The organism is Lactiplantibacillus songbeiensis (genome assembly GCF_005405125.1).
GTDB lineage: Bacteria > Bacillota > Bacilli > Lactobacillales > Lactobacillaceae > Lactiplantibacillus > Lactiplantibacillus songbeiensis.
Genome location: NZ_BJDL01000014.1, coordinates 1 through 15,300 on the forward strand (window position 1 = coordinate 1; position 15,300 = coordinate 15,300).

Below are 15,300 nucleotides of genomic sequence, written 5' to 3' on the forward strand. Positions count from 1 at the left end.
CTACCACTATAAAGTAATAGAGGCATAGGAGCACCCCGTCGGGTAACTTCTATGCCTCTAAGCTTAGTATTTTTGTTATGGCTCAATCTGTAGCCACTCGTGCTAGTGAATCTGCAAGTGCGACATCAACTAGGACGTTTAGTTAAAGCGCCAATGGAGTCATGTCTATTAGCTGCAAAAGTTAAGGGAAGGTGAATGATGTTATGGGCCTAAGTCGTGACCGTGGCGTAGGCCATGTGGTGCTTGCTGAGTTGATTCAGGATTGAGCGGGGAAGCCTGAGAATTAAAAGCGCGTTTTAGGTGTGGCTTATTTGTGAGTTGCCATACTCTTTGTTTAAAGGTTGATAGTTGTAAGTAAAACGTCTAGTTGAAGTGATGTATCGAAGGGGTGTGGGAGTGAGTAAAATAAAAATGTTAATGCATGTATAAATTACGTGACATACAATTAAAATATTAATAAAATATATTGAAGGTGGGGACGGAACATGTTGGATTTAATTGTTGTTGTTGGGCTTGGTGTTGCAATATATTACGCTTGGAAATATTTTAAAGCATATAAAGTATATATTATTGGTGCAATCATTATTTTTGGTGTTTATAAGTTAATTGGTATTAAGGGAATGTTGATTGCAGGTGTACTCTGGTTTATCTATGCTATGTATAGTAGTCATCAATATACTCAGAAGTTCCGACGTTGGTCTAAACAAATGTCGGCGACTCATAACTATACATCCATGATTGTACGGACGAATCTTGAGATTATGGCGCAATCTTTCCGACTTTCTCAGGAGGAACTTCCATACGGCCGTGCAACTGGTTTCTTACAAAGTTTTAAGGACGATGCCTTAACTAAAGCTGATGTCGATTTTTATGGTTATTCACCGGTTCGCAGTAAGATTTCTAATGAATTTTTGGAATATGGGTCATTACTTTCAACATATGGCATATTACATAAAAATCAGATTAAGCAAGGGACCAAAGAAAATGATTATCGAACGGAATTTATTAAGTTGCCATTTAAGGGACTTTGGGGTGTTAGCTATGATACTGAAGGACAAACATTTACGTTTGCTTATCCCGATGAAACTAAAGAAGTTATTTTAAATATTAGTGATCCAGAGAAGTTAGTTCGAGCATTAACAAATTTAATCTCGCTAGGCTACACGAATGATCTGTATACTGGGTGGGTTGAAAAGCAAAGTAATGATGAAATACAGCAAAATATGGTTATGACTCAGAATGCTACGGTAGGTCAAGTTACGCGTGATGAAAATCAGAAAGTTTTACCAAGTGAAAGTAATCCTAATTCAGTAGGTCCTCAATTAAGCCAAACAGAAGTTGAAAATGAATTAGATGAACGGTTCGATGATCAGAAAAAGAAGACGGACATAGATAAAACTCAAAGAGCTGGTGTATTGGGTGGTACGGCTGTCAATGTCGGTGCACATGTTAAAGATATACAACTAAATCAAATGGTTTCAGGTACAAAAGGACACGGAGTTGCTGCAGAGTATGCAAATAATCTGAATGATAAAATAAAAAATCCTTTAAAAAGAGTCCGGCAACTTGGGCAAAATAATGCTAAAAATGGCCCAGATAGAATGGTTGGGGCACAAAATATTCAGACTAAATACTATCAAAGTGCTAGTGGTTCGGTGAATGCTGGTTTTGGTTCAAATGGTATGTATAAATATGTAAATGCTAATGGAAGTCCCATGCAATTAGAAGTTCCTAAGGATCAATATGCAGAAGCTCTGACCAAGATGAAGCGAAAGATTGCTGATGGAAAGGTTAGTGGTATTTCTGATCCAGAACAGGCTAAAAATATTATTCGTAGAGGGAGCGTCAGCTATAAAGATAGTTTGGCAATTGCCAAAGGAGGAAATGTAAAGTCGATTTACGCTGATTTACGCGATGGTGCGGTTCAAAGTCTAGCTGCTGGCGGGGTCTCTTTCGTAATAATTTTTGCGCAGGCTAAATGGTCGGGAAAGGATACTAGTGAAGCTGCAAAATTAGCTGGAGCTGCGGGATTGAAGACGGTTGCAATGGGAGCCGTTGTTTCTGCGGGATCACAACAATTTGCGAAGATTGCGACTAGAAGATTAGCAGAAGATGCTGGAAAGAAAGTAGCTGCTGAACAATTAGCATCTCGAGCTAGTTTTGCTATTTCGTTAGCAATCACTTTAGGCCCAGGAGCTTTTGATGCATTAAGTGGTCGGATTTCTTTAAAACAGTTCACAAAAGATGCGTTAGTTGCTGGGGGTGGTGTTGCCGGTGGTGCTGCTGCGGGTGCTGCAATGGGTTCGGTTGTTCCTGGTGTTGGAAACTTAGTTGGTGCTGTAGTGGGTGGTGCTGTTGCTTCAATTGCAGCTAAGAAAGCATTGGATCACTTTATGGAAGATGATGCAATAGAGATGTTTGCAGAATTAAAAGAGGAATTTATGGATACAGCATTTGCGACATCAATCAATGGGGCTGAATTTGATAAATTGCAAGCAACAATTTTTGATGAAAAAGTGGGTTCTAAACTAAAAGATATGTTTGCATCTGATAATCCACGTCATTATGCTCGAGACACTATTGTGGGTGATACATTAAGTTCGATTATTGGTGAGCGCCCAGTTGTTAATAATGATGAAATTTTAGAAGCGTATGAGACTGCTCAAAATGAATTTACGGTGGCAAGTGTCTAAATTTATGAATTGAGATTTAATTGGTGCAATACCTATCCCAATCTATTCACGAAGCTCAAAAACAGGCAAAAAAACAATCACGGTCAAATTCCATCCACAATTAGAATTTGATTGTGATTTTTGATTTACAACCAGTATATTTGAATGTTGTTTGACTGTTTGAAACGCTGTGTTGCCTAAATTGACCTCTTGGTTGAACAGATTTTGAAAAAAAGATGAGACTATCGATGTTGTATTCGATGTAGGATTTGCCAGAATAGTCGATCAAAAATATTCGCACTACTCAGTTGAATCCACGTTTGACGCGCGTGTGATACAATCCTAGCCGGAAATATGCAATAGGTTGAATCGTAAAGTCATGACGCTATTGTGGTCTCAGTTGGTGGTAATGCTGCTGATTTCATGGCTTGAATAAGATTATAGGCAACACCGCTAATCAACATATGAAAAGTATTGATTAGATAACTATGACTATCGGTTTTATCCAAGAAAAAGCCATCTATGTAATTTTCGACAGCACCGTGTTGATGATATGTGTCAAACAAGCTACTGACGGTGGGTTCAACTAAGTTGGTAACTAGGAATTCATATTCCTTAAAAAGCAATTCATCTACCGATTTAGTTGCCTTCAACACGACTCGATAGGTTCGTGTTCAAGTATCTGGCCGATAATCTAGCTCATAATATTGCGTCTCTATTCCTAGAATCCCATATAGAATGTTTTTCTCAGCCAATTGTTGAAGGCGATGATTAGACTTTAGTTTGACGATAAAGTTGACTTGTTGTTCATCACAAAACGTATAGACCTCGGGAGTGGCAAAGCCACTATCGCCACGGATTAAGATATCTGGATCACAACTATACTCGTGGTAATGAACTAGCAGTGGTTCTAAAAATTTACGGACACCATGTGAAGTATATTGATTACCAGGACGCTGCTTCACATTTATCAAAACACCACTAACCGCGTCAAAAGCCAAAAGCGGGTGATAACCTTCCGTTTGATAATGGGCATTATAGGCGACATTTTCTTGTTTGCCGAATGTATCAGCGTGGGTTGAATCAACGTCAATGATGAGTTCCTGTTGATTACGGCCTAATAAGTTGAGGTCACCAAGTCGACGAATAACAGCTTCGAATTCTTAAATATTTGTTTTGGTTAAACGTACGAAAAAGCGTGAAATGGTAGGTTGCGATACTGCTTTACTTTGATCCAGTAATAGTTGATAAAGGTGGTCATCCTGTAGTCGGTTAGCGGCGGTATCGTGTTTATAGCTTGCAATGATCTGAAAAATAAGTTGTGTGAAAATTTTGGCTGAAGCGTGTTGTGGCGATCGACGACGGTCTTTGATATGCAATGGCTGTTGAATGATGCTGTCAAAATCAATCTGGTTCATAAATTCTTTAATGAGTACTAATCCAGCATCACCCGTGAGATTACCACCGTTATTAGTAATTTTAAGACCAGTGTTGTTAAAAAGTTGTTTTTTTATGTAAAGTTGTCATTGGAAACTCCTCTTTTTATCGTTGGTTGTGGTGACTTCACGATACCATAGTGGAGTTTCTTTTTGCGCCCTATAGGTGCAAACAAAAATCAACCAAGGGCCTTATCGTCTAACGACTCAAAGGTACTTGGTTGATTTTCGTGAATATATTGGGGTTAAGTAGATTTGAATTGTTTGTAAATTAGGCCAGTGCTTTTGAGTTGCTAAACGATAAAGTCATTGGGCTACTTTTATGAATAAAAAACTTAGTTCAATTTATGGAATTAATTCGATATAGACTAAAAATGCCCAGTAAGATAAATGTAAGTTTAAACCATCAAATGGGGTTAATTGAAAATTTATGTTGAATTGATTAGCTGCTTGTTGCTTAAAATAGTTAAACGCAAAAAGTAATAATAAGATTGTTTAAGATCCCTGATAAAATAATGTATTCCTAATGAAACATTATCTAAATCAATGATATTCAACCCTCAAAACATATGGTTAATCCACGCATTTACAAGTCAATTGTTACCTTGTTTAATCATTTTAGTCGTGGCATAGTATAACCATAATATAATTTATTCGTTAAAAATGGCGTTATAATGAAGTCAAATGAGGTTTGATATTTAGAAAGTTTCTTGATTTTGGAGGGGAAGCTAGCATGATGAGATTACGAAAAATAATGTTCCTGGGTGCCGTTGTCTTGGGCTTAACTGGTCTAGGTACTATAAATGGGTCAACCACGGCTACAGCTGCGTCGTCTAACGCGAATAGTACCAGTACGGCAATTACGATTGATGGCCAGTTTTCAGATTGGTCGGGTGCCAAGTTAACGGAAGGCTATAACGGTTATACAGCTTTGATGGATAATGGTCGTTATGTGGCGACCTATGTCAAGATGAAGAATGGCAATATTCCGATGACTGGTGACTATAACTTTGAGATTGATGGCAAAACTTACTATGTTTGGCTAAGCGATACGGCGGTTGAGTCTGGCAAGACGAAGGCGATTACGGTCAAAGCTGGTAAATATAATGAAGGCGATCAATATGGTGAAGTCGGTACTGGCTATGTGGCTAATGATGGTAAGCATAACTATGCGGAATTCACCATCAATCTGAAGGTACTCGGTCTTAACGGCACCACAGTTGGTAGTGACGTTTCGATGAAGAACCCGAATATCGGGAATGATGCCGCCACGACTAAAGTCACCTCAATGGGTAACAAGCATGGTCATGGTAGTAATACTAGTAGTGCGGCCAGTAGCAGTTCATCCAGTAGTGCCACTAGTTCTAGTAAAGCAGCTGGCGTGGTGAGTGACAAGGCTGATTCTAGTTCAAAAGCCAGCACGACCAAAGATCCCAATGCGAATAATACAAATGATAATTTAAACATTGTGATTGACGGGAAGTTTAATGACTGGAAGAACGTTACCTTAACAGAAGGCTATAACGGTTATACGGCGATGGTCAGTGATGGTGATTATGTCTACGTTTACGTCAAGATGAAGTATGGTCAGGTCCCAGGTTATGGGGATTACAACTTCGATATCGGTGGTAAGAAGCTTTATGTTTGGTCAGATAACATTCCAAGTAGTCAAAGCGATGGCGATGTCAAAGCCGTTTCATTTACCGGTGGTGACTATAACGAAGGTCATCAATACGGCACCGTTGGGACTGGTTATGTGGCCCAAGATGGCAGTCATAGTATTGCTGAATTTAAAGTTAACTTAGGCAAGCTCAAAGTATCCTCAATGACCGGGCAGACGATTACGATGTATAACCCGAATATCGGGGACAAAAAAGTGACCGTAGCCGGTGGGTCAACTGGCCCATGGTTGATTTCAGGGGTTGGCGTTGTGATTGTCGGTTTTGGTTACTGGCGTCTACGTAAGAAGGGCCTCTTAAAACGGCAGTCTGATCATATTAGCGGAAAATAATGGGCAACTCAGCCGGATTGTTAGTTAAGTAACGATAGTGGCAACTTAATCTAACTAGTACCAAGCAAGCATAGTGGTTAATTGAATTTAAATAGGACGGATGTTCATGGACGTAAATATCCTATTGGGAACGGTTGGGTGGCTCTATGCCCTCTCGGTTCTCAAACGAGCTCGGCTATCAGCGTTCACCTTTATTGTGGGCAGTGCAGGACTCTTCTTCATTTTAAGTGCGTTGAGCCGCCCTTATTGGGTTTGGTTTTTTACCCATGCGGTCATTCATGGTGTGGCATTATTTAGTGACATTACGAATTGGAGTACGATTATGTTTAAAACGGGATTGGTGTACATTACAAATGGGGCCAATCCCGTTATTATGTCAATTGATTATGAATGCTCAGGGATTATTGAAACTTGTGCGTTTGTGGCGTTAGTCTCGTTTTTTCCAACGTATGAACGTAAGGAAAAAGTCTTCTACGCGCTCTTTGGCTTAATCTATATTTATGCGATTAATGTGTTACGTCTCTGTATTGTGGTCGTGATTGTCCACTTTGGTGGCGGTCAGACGTTCTTTTTGGCGCATTCGGTCATTGGCCGCCTCGTGTTTTATGTGCTGATTATTGCGCTCTATTACAATGTCTTTACTTATTCTCAATTGGCGCGAGGCATTTATCGCGAGTTTGTTGACTGGAGGCATGAGAAACTGTGATGTACTGGCTTAATTTAGCCCTGACCAGAATGGGCTTTTGGATTACATGGGCTTTAATTCCGATTGTGGTTGAAATTATCCCAGCCATCATTTCGACGATTAAGTTGATGCGGCTCCATCTCCATCAACCGAAATTAACGCCGCCTGGTAAATGGCCGTGGGTGTCGATCATTGTGCCGGTTTATAATTCGGAAGATACCTTGTTTGCGTGTATTGAATCGATCAATAACCAAACGTATCCCAAAGATGCGATGCAAATTATCTTGGCGAATAACCAAAGTACTGATGATAGTTTTGGGGCGTATGCGCGTGCCCAAAACACGTTTCCGGAGTTGATCTTACGCTACGTTAATACCGATAAGGGTAAAGCTAAAGCTCTTAATACAGCGATCTATGAAAGTATTGGCACCTATGTAATCAATATTGATAGTGATGGGGTACTCGAGCCACATGCGGTCGAAAATATGGTCTTACGGTTTGAAAATGACCTTGATATTGCGGCCATGACTGGGGCAATTTTGCCCAAGCGGGAACTGGTTAGTGGGATTAAAGGCTGGTGGCACCGGATTCTGGCTAAAAATGAATATTATGAATATGCCCAAGCCTTTCTCTCAGGACGGACGATGGAATCGTTTCGTGACCAGTTGTTTACGATGTCCGGGGCATTTTCCGCGTTTCGGCGGGAAGTCTTAATGGACACGTTCTTGTATGATATTGATACGATTGGCGAGGATACGGATATGACGTTTCAGATTCGGACGCGTCTGGGGAAGAAAGTCATGATCTGTGCCGATGCCATCTTTTATGTGGAGCCCATCTCGGGTTTTTCGGAACTCTATACCCAACGGCAGCGTTGGCAGCGTGGTGAACTGGAAGTTACAGCTAATTATATGGCGCAAACGGCGAATCTAAAGGGATTCTTTAAGAACTTCTTAGTACGACGGATGATGATTGATCATACGTTTACATTTCCGCGGATGATTTGGACGTTTGCGAGTATCGTGTTGATTGCCTTTGGGTATTCGTCGGTGATCCTATTACTATCGTATTTGTTAATTTATGTTTTATATGTTTTTGTGGCGGTAATCAATTTTATCAGTGTCGGCATTTTATTGCGACAGTATCCGGATGAACAGCACTTTTACTTGAAGCTTTGGTGGGTGACGTTGACCTTACCCACTTATATGTTTATGTGTTCATGGATTCGGTTGGTTGGGATTATCAACGCGATGACGACTCAAGCCTCGTGGAAAATGCGGGGGTTATCCGAAGAACTGCATCGGATTACAGCCGTGGTGCAGGATGATATTAATACGGTGAAGGAACAGCGACGTCAAGATAGGAAAGGAAAATGAGCATGCAAAAACAACGATCATATAAGATTAAATCATATGTTAATGCTAGTCACGCGATTCGATGGGAGTCGGGGACTGGGAAGAAGCATAACCATACTTGGGAGATTGTGTGTGAATTGCATGTGTTCGAAGGAATGGTTTCTTTCTTTGATATTGGCAAATCCTTAAATAAAGCAATTGGGGCACTGTCTGGTCAGTATTTAAATGATCTGCCAGAATTTAAAACAGTTAACCCCACTGTCGAAAACGTGACGGAATATCTTTTTGATCAGATTGACGGCATCTTACGACAAAATAACGCGGTGTTATTGCGGATTGAAGTCAGTGATTCGCCAACACGGTCATTTTGTATCGACGTCACTGAACGGAAATTTCCAACGGCGGCGGAAGCCCACGTTAAACCGGCGGCACAGGACTCTGAAGATGCGTAGCTTTTATAATTTCAGTCAAACAATCATTAACTTCTTTTGGCGGGTACTCTTTTTTCTGATGTTCTTTTTTGCGTTGACGTCACCCAATATTATCCTGGGTGATAACCCCACTTTTGGAACGAGTACGACGATGTTGACGACGAGTCTGGTGATCGGCATCGTGGCCGTGGCCGTGATGAATTATGCCTATCCGTGGTTTCGGACGTGGCTGGTCAAAGTCTTTGTGACCCATCAATTAGCAACTGGGAGTTTGTTGTTGCTGATTGTCATGATTGGCCAAGTGATTTTTGTGACTTATGTGCACCCAGTGAGTGGGTTTGATGCTGGGATGCTGCATTATGCAGCCACGAGTGCCAAGCACGTGCAAGAAGTTGGGGTCACGTCGTATTACAGCTTAAATCAAAATAACATGCCGATTATGCTGTTCATGCACTGGTTGTCGCAACTTACCGGGCAGACGTCATGGCAGTTTTTTGATTATGTCACGTTGTTTTTCGTGGACTTATCCGCTTTCTTTAACTTGCTAAGTGTCTTTGTGGCCCAACCCTTGGCCCTGGGCACGGCGTTGTATATCCATGCTGGCTGGTTGGCAGTGTTTCCAAGCATTATTATGCCGTATACCGATGCGTGGGGCTTACCGTTAGTGTCATTTTTTATTCTCTGTTACTTGATTATGCGGCAAACAACTTGGCCAATCTTATTGCGGGCGACGGCGGCACTGGGGTTTGGCATCAGTGTGACCTTGACGTACTTTATGAAGCCGTCGTCCATTATTCCGGTGATTGCGATCGTGATGATGGAAATCTTAAGCGTCTTTCGGCATCCAGAAGGCGTAACGAAGCGGGCATTAGTGATTGTGTTCGCACTTTTAATGTTGATTGTGGATGGCGCTGGGGTGACGTATAAAGTCACGAATGATAAGATTCAAAATCAAACGTATATTAAGTTGGATAAGTCGCGTTCGATCCCAGCCATTCATTTTATGGCGATGGGCGTTTATGGTGAAGGCGGCTATAGTGATAAGCAAGCGATTCAAATGGCCGTCCTACCCACGAAAAAACAGAAGACCGACTATTCGATCAAGAAGTTAAAACGTCGCTTAAAGCAGTTAGGAGCGGGCGGCTATCTGATGTTCTTAATCAAAAAGCAGCGGAATAATACGGCGGATGGCACGTTTGGTTGGTTAAAGGAAGGGCACTTCTTCCGTGAAAATCAGAAGCCCAGCAATCAAGGCCTCAGTAATAAATTAAAAAACTTTATCTACTTATATGGTCGCCATATCGCCGACTTTCGGTTTGCGGCCCAGTTATGGTGGATTGTCTTACTGGGGATTATCGCGCTTGGTTTCGGCCCCCAACGACTGGTGATTCAAATTTTACGGTTATCAATGGTCGGTGGGTTTATGTTCTTGTTGCTATTTGAAGGTGGCCGGAGTCGGTATCTGATTCAGTATCTGCCATGTCTATTGTTATTAGCAACGTTCTCGTTTGAACGCGTGATAATTAATGTCGGCCGCTTATTTGGCTGGTATGAGGAACGTGTTGATGAGGCTGCAGCCGCGGATAAGCAACATGAGTCGGCGTCTTAGGCTGGTTACTAGTTGGCCGTCTTCGTTGACCAACACAACAGTTAGCTGAACTAAATCTTGGTAATAATAATCAAAATAATTAGCGCAGGGCGGACTGGATGATGCTCAGTGGTGAAATTTCACTTGGCCGATGATTTTCCGGCCTAGTGAAAGCCCGGCTTGCGAGCCCGCTTTTTGGCTCGCAAACGCGGCCACCACGTTCCAGCATCAATCCAGGCCAACCGGAGCGGAAAAATGATACTAACTAAAAATCCGTTGATTTCTAAAATTTAGAAGTCAACGGATTTTTAGTGGGGTTAGATGATTTCGAAGTCTGGATCTAACAGCGTGACATTTGCTCGATCTAAGCCGACAAGCTGAATCTTTTTTTCTTTGGTGACGAAGATGGCACCATATAAGTCATCACGGTCAACGCCCCAGTTGACTTCTGGTTGGCCGGCGAAGAATAGCCGGGTGGTTTCGATTTCACCATCAATAGATTGTTTGGATAAAATCGTCACGCTTAATAAGTCATTTTGCCGCGGGTAGCCGGTTTTGGAATCTAAGATATGGTGGTAAGATTTACCATTGATATCCAAGTGGCGTTCATAGATACCACTAGTTACAGCGGAACACGGTCCAATCTTGACGCTGGCGATCGCATTGCCACGTGGTGATAACGGATTTTGAATGCCGACGCGCCATTGTTGATCATCATGGAGTGGGGAATCACCGACCATCAATAAGTTACCACCTAAGTTAATCATACCGGCCCGTTGTCCAAAGGCTTCCCAGTAATCTTGAATCCGATCAGCGATGTAGCCCTTCGCGATGCCACCTAAGTCCAGTTCCATGCCGGGATGTTGCAGGTAGACACTGAATTGTTGGTCATCTAAGTCAACGTTGAATGGGTCAACCAGCTTTAAACGGGCATCAATCTCAGCTTGGGTAGGAACTTGCGCATCGTCAAAGCCGATGCGCCAAAGTTTCACTAAGGGGCCGATTAACGCATTGAAGCCAAAATGCTGCTGGCTCAGCAGAATCGCTTGCTTCACTAGCGAGTAGGTCGCGGCTGAAACTTGCACCGGATACCGGCCAGCAGCGTGATTAATCGCCATGACTTCGGACTGGCTGCGGTTAACAGTCAACCGATCTTCGTATTGATCGATTAAGTGCGTCGCTTGCGTCAAATAGTCGCCAGTATCACTACCGAAAAGCGTTAAATCAATATCAGTTCCTAAACCATAATGAGCAATGTGCCGGCGTTGTTGTGCCAGTTGTGGGATTGCGGGTTGGTCGTGGTCATCTAAAGTTGTCATGTTATCAAGTCCTATCTCTATTGTGCCGTGCTTAGCAGTAAATGAATGATGCTTGGTGCTAGCTTAAATTGTCGTCTGCCGGTTGAATTGTTGGGTTAGATGATAATTATCAGGTAATTAACGGCGGGCGGTCCAGAATTGGCTCAGTGGTGTCGTTTATCTTAGTCGGTGATTTTCCGACTTAGATAAAGCCCGGCTTTCGAGACCGCACTGTGGCTCGGAAACGTGGCCACCACGTTCCAGCCGATTCTGGACCAACCAGAGTGACAATTTAATCCAACTTCAAGCAGAATGACTTAAATCAAAATACCGTGGCAGTGGTCGATTTCGTGTTGAATAATTTGAGCAGTAAAGTCAGTAAATGTCTGTTGCTGAGTCTTGAATTGACGGTCTTGAAACGTGACCGTGATCTTTTGGTAGCGCGTCGTTGGCCGTTCACCTGGTAATGACAGGCAGCCTTCATTAGTTTGATAAGGGCTGCTTTTTTTGATGATTTTAGGGTTGAACATGGCCATGGCGAATGGCCCCATTTGGACCACGATAATGGCTTTATTGCGGCCAATCATATTGGCGCCCATACCGACACAACTATCAGCGTTAGCTTTGAGGGTGTCTAGTAAGTCAGTGGCAATGTCAGCGTCGGCTGTAGTGGCAGCGACGGCTGGTTGACTCAGCGCAGCGGGATCATGAACGACAGATCTAATCATTAATTTGGCCTCGTTTAATTGGAATTTAAGTCTATTATAGCGGTGATGGAACTGGGACTGCAAGTGGACTAGTTGGGAATAATCGTTAGTATAAGCAAATATATTTTATTTTTAGGCGTGTGTCTTTACTATGACCGGCAAATAAACCATGATAGACTTCAATTGATAGGTTCAGACAGATAATCGATTTAATTAAAGGAGTAAATTATGAGTAAGAAAACGCACCATAATCGGCAATTGATGCGTATGTATAAGCCGGGTAAATTGTTGATGATGGTACTATTGTTTCTGACTAGTTGGGGATTAATGACGGTTAAAGCACAAGCACAGCCGACTTTGGAGAGTCGATTAGCGCAACCAACATTGTCAGCTAAGGCGCCAACGACCGCTGATGCGGCGGCAATCAAACAACTCTATACAGAGCTGATGACGCGTTTAAAAACCAATCGTCATTTGAAACCACTTAAATTGAAACCACAAAAGACTCCACAAGTACGGACGGCCTTTGCTGGGTTGGAATTTATGGTCACGGAGGTTCAAAAGAATGGCATTATCTATCCACATAACTTTTATTGGCCGCAATATACGTGGTTGCCATTGAACCAAGCGATTGACCATGATTTTTGGGAGTCGATAAGTATTAATGATGAACCATTATTCGACGAAGAACTAGTCGATCATTTTGCAACCTATTTACAAGATGTCGATCTAGTTAAGACCACTTATGGGAACAAAACATACGGGGAGTTCATTTATCAATCTTATTTGGATAATGTTTCTGATCCAGATGATCTTGATCCAGATGTCATTGCTACGGGCATACCGACGAGTTCTGGATTTCAAGCTTGGATATTGGGCCGTTTTGCACGCTTAGAATTAGGCCAGACAACGGCGGCAGATATTCAAGCAGAATATGCGGCAAAGTATCGTGAGTATGTGGTGATATTAGACGAGTTTGTTAATATGATCTCTGGCGAATCAGGAACGTTATCCCAATTTGACACAATGATCAGTATTTTGGATTCAGATATTGCCCATGATTACTTTATCAAACCAATGTTAGATAATGCGTATGCCATCATTGGTGCTGATTATCCGCTAACTGAACTGGCCACATTGGACCCTGAAGCAACAATTGCGATTAACACAACGCAATACCACGCACCAGCTTTGGATCGGATGATAACGCAACATCAAGGACAAACTTGGCTGACGTTGGCGGCATTTAATCTGGTCCAGACCTATATTATGGATAATCCGGCTGACATTGCGGCCCCAGTCACGGTTAGTTATGAGGATCAAGCTGGCCAGTCAATTGCCGATAGTCGAACGATTACTGGTAATTTGGATGATGCTTATGATACCACGACCGATGACTACCAATTGGCAATCGCTGGGTATACCTTAGATAAAACGAAGTTACCAGTTAATGCGAAAGGTACGTTGACGGCCGATCAACAGACCGTGACGTATGTTTATACTAAAGACGTTGTCGCGGCCAAGCCGGTGACGGTCCATTATCAAGATGAGACCGGCACGGCACTGGCTGAACCAGACGTGCTGACTGGAAATGTAGGCGATCCGTATGCGACGACGGCTAAGTCATTTAAAGGCTATACGTTAGCGAACGTGACCGGACCCGTGAGCGGAACGTTAAGTGAGACGGCTCAAACCGTCGTCTATACGTACGCCAAAGATCCGATTGCCGGTGCGCCGGTAACGGTACGCCATCAGGATGAAGCGGGTCAAAAGCTGGCCGCCGACGAAACCTTAAAAGGAAATATTGGCGATCAACTGCAAACGAAGGCGCAATCTATTGATGGTTATGTCTTCAAGTCCGTTGACGGTGAGCCAATTGTGACCATCACAGACCAGCCACAAACGGTGATTTATACCTATACGCCAATCGCGGTGGCGACCGGTTCAGTTACAATTAATTATCTGGATGCTGATGGTCAGGCGATTGCCCCAGCAACCACCTTAACGGGGGCAGTCGGTGATTCCTTTGAATCGGCACCGTTAACGATTACGGGTTATACGCTGAAGCCAGATACGACCACGATTAGCGGCAGGTATACGCAGGCGGTGCAACAGTTTAGTTACCACTACACCAAAACAACGGCACCGGTAACAGATGGCGCCGTGTTGGTGCGGTATGTTGATCAGGACAATCATCAGCTGGCAGACGCGACAACGTTAACAGGTAGGCTTGGTGAAGCGTTCACGACAACGGCGAAGACGATCCCTAATTATGAGTTGGTCAAGACGGAAGGGCCAATTAAAGGCACCTATACCGAAACGTTACAAACGGTGACCTATCGTTACAAACCAGTGACGGCCCCGGTTACAACTGGGCAAGTTAACGTTCATTATGTGGATACAGGTGGTAACACGATTGCAGAGTCAGCGACGTTGACTGGTAACGTAGGCACAACTTATCAAACGACCTTAAAGGAAATTGCTGGCTACACGTATCAAAAAGTGACCGGCGCGCCGAGTGGCCAATATACGAGTGCAACGCAGACGGTGACTTACGTTTATACCAAATCAATGGTTGCTGTTGACCAAGGAAAAGTGACGGTGAATTACACCGACTTAAATGGGAAACCATTACAAGCTGTTACCATACTGGCTGGTGAGGTCGGAACGGCCTATACGACCACGGCGGCTAAAATCACCGGCTATACCTTCCATGATGTGGTAGGGACGGCCGAAGGAACCTTTACCACTACCGCTCAAACCGTGACTTATCGGTATCAGGCGGTGAAAACGACGGCGCCAATTGATCCTGATGACGGCGGTAGTAGTGATTCAGACGGTGATACGATCAATCCAGGACCGTCAACTAAGCCTACGACGAGTACTGGTACTGTGGCTACAAGTACCACACCGATGAAATCGACTGCCACACAAATTCTAAAGGTCCCTGCCAGCAGTGGCCGCTTACCAAAATCTAATGAACAGCGGTCTAGTTGGCTGACTGTGATTGGCCTTGGTTTATTGGCTGGAATCGGTCTTGTGGTCTGGCGGATGCGGCGTCACTCGTAGTCCATTTTCTCCCAGTTCAACGGTTAGTTGGGTTAAACTGAAAAGATA

The 15,300-nt window shown here is 43.1% G+C and carries 9 protein-coding genes and 1 pseudogene; 7 read left to right on the forward strand and 3 right to left on the reverse strand.

What is annotated here, in order from left to right; translation table 11 throughout:
- Nucleotides 1-485 precede the first annotated feature (485 nt).
- Nucleotides 486-2,693, forward strand: coding sequence for a hypothetical protein (locus FFM77_RS06100; RefSeq protein ID WP_137634878.1), 2,208 nt, complete (start codon nt 486-488; stop codon nt 2,691-2,693).
- Between the two features lie 356 nt (nt 2,694-3,049).
- On the opposite strand, the pseudogene FFM77_RS14155 reads toward FFM77_RS06100, so the two are convergent.
- Nucleotides 3,050-4,186, reverse strand: a pseudogene (locus FFM77_RS14155) (IS1380 family transposase).
- Nucleotides 4,187-4,841: 655 nt separating this feature from the next.
- Here FFM77_RS14155 and FFM77_RS06120 point away from each other — a divergent pair.
- From FFM77_RS06120 to FFM77_RS06140, 5 genes are all read left to right on the forward strand, one after another.
- Complete coding sequence (locus FFM77_RS06120) at nt 4,842-6,119, forward strand: Firmicu-CTERM sorting domain-containing protein (RefSeq protein ID WP_137634881.1); 1,278 nt, start codon at nt 4,842-4,844, stop codon at nt 6,117-6,119.
- Between the two features lie 106 nt (nt 6,120-6,225).
- Nucleotides 6,226-6,825, forward strand: a complete 600-nt coding sequence (xrtG, locus tag FFM77_RS06125) for an exosortase family protein XrtG (RefSeq protein WP_137634882.1) — start codon at nt 6,226-6,228, stop codon at nt 6,823-6,825.
- The gene (locus FFM77_RS06130) at nt 6,825-8,180 is read left to right on the forward strand and encodes a TIGR03111 family XrtG-associated glycosyltransferase (protein ID WP_137634921.1); all 1,356 of its coding nucleotides are present in this window, start codon (nt 6,825-6,827) and stop codon (nt 8,178-8,180) included. Before xrtG ends, FFM77_RS06130 begins: the two co-directional genes overlap by 1 nt.
- Nucleotides 8,181-8,182: 2 nt before the next feature.
- Nucleotides 8,183-8,611 (forward strand): 6-carboxytetrahydropterin synthase, encoded by a 429-nt coding sequence (locus FFM77_RS06135; protein WP_137634883.1) that lies wholly within the window; start codon nt 8,183-8,185, stop codon nt 8,609-8,611.
- The gene (locus FFM77_RS06140; protein WP_137634884.1) at nt 8,604-10,199 is read left to right on the forward strand and encodes a TIGR03766 family XrtG-associated glycosyltransferase; all 1,596 of its coding nucleotides are present in this window, start codon (nt 8,604-8,606) and stop codon (nt 10,197-10,199) included. The genes FFM77_RS06135 and FFM77_RS06140 overlap by 8 nt, the downstream gene beginning before the upstream one ends.
- 296 nt (nt 10,200-10,495) lie before the next feature.
- Here the strand turns inward: FFM77_RS06140 and FFM77_RS06145 are convergent, their stop codons facing one another.
- Both FFM77_RS06145 and FFM77_RS06150 read right to left on the reverse strand, forming a co-directional pair.
- The gene (locus tag FFM77_RS06145) at nt 10,496-11,497 is read right to left on the reverse strand and encodes an FAD:protein FMN transferase (protein WP_137634885.1); all 1,002 of its coding nucleotides are present in this window, start codon (nt 11,495-11,497) and stop codon (nt 10,496-10,498) included.
- Nucleotides 11,498-11,793: 296 nt separating this feature from the next.
- On the reverse strand, nt 11,794-12,204 hold the full coding sequence (locus tag FFM77_RS06150; protein ID WP_137634886.1) for a peptide deformylase: 411 nt from the start codon (nt 12,202-12,204) through the stop codon (nt 11,794-11,796).
- Nucleotides 12,205-12,411: 207 nt separating this feature from the next.
- On the opposite strand from FFM77_RS06150, the gene FFM77_RS06155 reads away from it, so the two are divergent.
- Entirely contained in the window at nt 12,412-15,252 is a 2,841-nt protein-coding gene (locus tag FFM77_RS06155) for a MucBP domain-containing protein (protein ID WP_137634887.1), read from the forward strand.
- Nucleotides 15,253-15,300: the final 48 nt, after the last annotated feature.

Coding starts and splice junctions, on each gene's coding strand:
- FFM77_RS06150 (WP_137634886.1), bottom strand. CDS start 12,204: ATGATTAGATCTGTCGTTCATGATCCCGCTGCGCTGAGTCAACCAGCC.
- FFM77_RS06130 (WP_137634921.1), top strand. CDS start 6,825: ATGTACTGGCTTAATTTAGCCCTGACCAGAATGGGCTTTTGGATTACA.
- FFM77_RS06155 (WP_137634887.1), top strand. CDS start 12,412: ATGAGTAAGAAAACGCACCATAATCGGCAATTGATGCGTATGTATAAG.
- FFM77_RS06120 (WP_137634881.1), top strand. CDS start 4,842: ATGATGAGATTACGAAAAATAATGTTCCTGGGTGCCGTTGTCTTGGGC.
- FFM77_RS06135 (WP_137634883.1), top strand. CDS start 8,183: ATGCAAAAACAACGATCATATAAGATTAAATCATATGTTAATGCTAGT.
- FFM77_RS06145 (WP_137634885.1), bottom strand. CDS start 11,497: ATGACAACTTTAGATGACCACGACCAACCCGCAATCCCACAACTGGCA.
- FFM77_RS06140 (WP_137634884.1), top strand. CDS start 8,604: ATGCGTAGCTTTTATAATTTCAGTCAAACAATCATTAACTTCTTTTGG.
- xrtG (WP_137634882.1), top strand. CDS start 6,226: ATGGACGTAAATATCCTATTGGGAACGGTTGGGTGGCTCTATGCCCTC.
- FFM77_RS06100 (WP_137634878.1), top strand. CDS start 486: ATGTTGGATTTAATTGTTGTTGTTGGGCTTGGTGTTGCAATATATTAC.